The sequence below is a fragment of the Streptomyces sp. FH025 genome (genome assembly GCF_017427025.1).
GTDB lineage: Bacteria > Actinomycetota > Actinomycetes > Streptomycetales > Streptomycetaceae > Kitasatospora.
Window position 1 is genome coordinate 1 of the sequence record NZ_JAFLNG010000870.1, and the last position, 2,778, is coordinate 2,778.

At 74.8% G+C, this 2,778-nt stretch carries 2 protein-coding genes; one reads left to right on the plus strand and one right to left on the minus strand.

All coding sequences use genetic code 11. The annotated features are described in order from the left end of the window. Positions 1-648: copper homeostasis protein CutC (locus tag J0670_RS34985; RefSeq protein ID WP_207816528.1), on the plus strand; the 648-nt coding region annotated here is incomplete at its 5' end. Between the two features lie 120 nt (positions 649-768). Here the strand turns inward: J0670_RS34985 and J0670_RS34990 are convergent. Then, a partial coding sequence (locus J0670_RS34990) for an AAA family ATPase (protein WP_207816529.1) occupies positions 769-2,778 on the minus strand: 2,010 nt, incomplete at its 5' end.

The window sequence follows — 2,778 nt, forward strand, 5'->3', positions numbered from 1 at the left end:
CAGGATGCCCAGGCCGCCGAGTCGGGCGGCGCCGACCGGCTCGAACGGGTCACCGACATGGCCTCCGACGGGCTCACCCCGTCGGTCGAGGACTTCGCCCGGATCCGGGCCGCCGTCGGCATCCCGCTGCGCGTCATGCTCCGGATCCGGGACGGCTTCGCCCCCGGCGACCTGGACGCGCTGTGCGCCCGGGCCGCCGAGCTGAGGGCCGAGGGCGCCGAGGAGTTCGTCCTCGGCTTCCTCGACGCCGGGGGCGCCGTCGACCTGGCCGCCACCACGGCCGTCGCCGAGGCGATCGACGGCTGCCGCTGGACCTTCCACCGGGCGATCGACCACAGCGCCGACCGGACCGCCCTGCGCGCCGCCGTCGGCGCGCTGCCCGGGCTCGACACCTTCCTCACCTCCGGCGCGGCCGCCGGGGTGGACGCCGGGCGGGAGGTGCTGACGGCCGAGCTGGCCCGCGCGGGCGAGGCCGGGTACGGCCAGCGGATCCTGATCGGCGGGGGCCTGCGGGCCGAGCACCTGAAGGAGCTGCGGGCGGAGGGCTTCGACGCCTTCCACGTCGGCGGCGCGGTGCGGGTCGACGGCTGGCGGACGCCGGTCGACGCGGCCAAGGTCGCCGAGTGGCGGGCGCTCATCGACGCCTGAGCGTCCTGGCCGTCCTGAGCGTCCTGGTCGTCCTGGTCGGCCTGAGCGTCCTGTTCGGCCGGAGGGGCCGGTCCCGTGCGAGGGGCCGGCCCCTCCGGCCTGTCGGCCGAGCCGGTTCCGTCAGCCGAGCTGCTCGGGCAGCGGTTCGGCGTGCAGCACCGTCAGGCCGGAGACGGCTCGGGTCAGCGCCACGTACAGCCGGCGCAGGCCGGTCCGCTCGTCCGGCTCGCCGGCGATCACCGCGGCCGGCTCGTCCAGCACCACGTAGTCGTACTCCAGACCCTTGGCCAGCGAGGCCGGGACGAGTGTCAGCCGGGCCTCGGCGCTGGTCTCCGCTCCGGGGGAGAGGTGCGGCAGCCCGGCGGCGGTGAGCGCCTCGGCGAGCAGCGGGATCCGGGCGTCGGCGGCGATCAGGCCGGTCGAGCCCTCGTGCTCCAGCGCCTCCCGGCAGGCTGCCAGGACGGCCTCCGTCAGCTCCCCGTCGGCAATCTGACGGATCATCAGGGATCCGGGAGTCTCGCGGACGGAGGTGGCAGGGGCCAGTCCGGGGGCGATCGCGGGCAGCAGCCGGGAGGCGTACGCGATGACCTCCTCCGGTACCCGGAAGCCCTTGGTCAGCTCCTCGACGTGCGCCTCCGGCTTGCCCAGGTGGCGCAGCGCGTCGGGCCAACTCGCCGTCGCCCAGGGGGTGGTGCCCTGGGCGAGGTCGCCGAGGACGGTGGCCGAGCCGGTGGTGCAGCGGCGGCCGACCGCGCGGTACTGCATCGGGGAGAGGTCCTGGGCCTCGTCCAGCACCACGTGCCCGAGCGAGGGCGTGCGCTGCACCAGGTCGGCGGCCTCGTCCACCAGAACGGCGTCGGCCTGCGTCCAGCGGGCGGTCTTCACCGAGCGGCCCGGCTTGGGCCACAGCACCGCCTGCTGCTCCTCGGGGGTCAGCACGCCCTCGGCGCACTCGGCCAGGAACTCCGGCTCGGAGAGCAGCCGCAGCACCAGCTTGGCCGGGTCGACGGCCGGCCAGCACTCCTTGACCACGGCCTTGACCGCGCTGTTGCGGGCCACCGCGTCCTGCACCCGGTCGTCCGGGGCCTCGCCGCCCTGCTCCATCTTCAGCAGCACGGCGTGCGCGATGCGCTGCGGCAGGGCGTCCCTGGCGGCGCCGTAGCGGACCTCGCGGCCCTTCAACTCCTCGATGATCTCGACCAGTTCGTACACCGGCACGCGCCAGCGGCGGGAGCCGCGGACCACCACGCAGGGCTCGGTGGGCAGGGTGATGCCCGCCCGCACCGCCCGGCGCAGCACCTCGGCCATCCGGGCGTCGCCCTTCAGCCGGGCCGCCTCCGGGTCGTCCTCGCCCCGGACCTCGACGTGCGCGACCAGCTGCTGCACGGTGGCCTGGGCGACGTCCAGCTCGCCGAGGGCGGGGAGCACCTGCTCGATGTAGGAGAGGAAGGCGTTGTTCGGGCCGATCACCAGGGTGCCGGTGCGGGCCAGCCGCTCCCGGTGCGCGTACAGCAGGTAGGCGACACGGTGCAGGCCGACCGCGGTCTTCCCGGTGCCGGGCGCCCCCTGGACGCAGATGGTGCCCGTGATGTCCGAGCGGACGATCTCGTCCTGCTCGGGCTGGATGGTGGCGACGATGTCGCGCATCGGGCCGACGCGGGGCTTCTCGATCTCGGCGGCGAGCAGGGCGGAGGTGGTGGACCCCCCGGCGGAGCCGGTGAATGTCTCTGCGGCCGGGTCGGTGAGGTGCTCGTCCTCGTAGGCGGTGAGCTCGCCGCCGGTGTAGCCGAAGCGGCGGCGGCGCTCGACGTCCATCGGTGCGGTGCGGCTGGCCCGGTAGAACGGCTGGGAGACCGGCGCGCGCCAGTCGATCACCATCGGGTCGCCGTCGGCGTCGTGGACGTGGCGGCGGCCGATGTAGAAGTTCTCCCCTCCTCCGCCCTCGCTCAGCTCCTCGCTGATCGCGTGCAGGTAGTCGAGGCGGCCGAAGAACAGCGGGGTGTCGGCGAGGTCGGCCAGGGCGGCGATCCTGGCCTCGATCTGGTTCTGGAGGATGACGGCGGACACCCAGGTGCCGGTCACGTCGCGCAGGTCCAGGGACTGGACGTCCTCGCGCATCGCTCGCAGCGC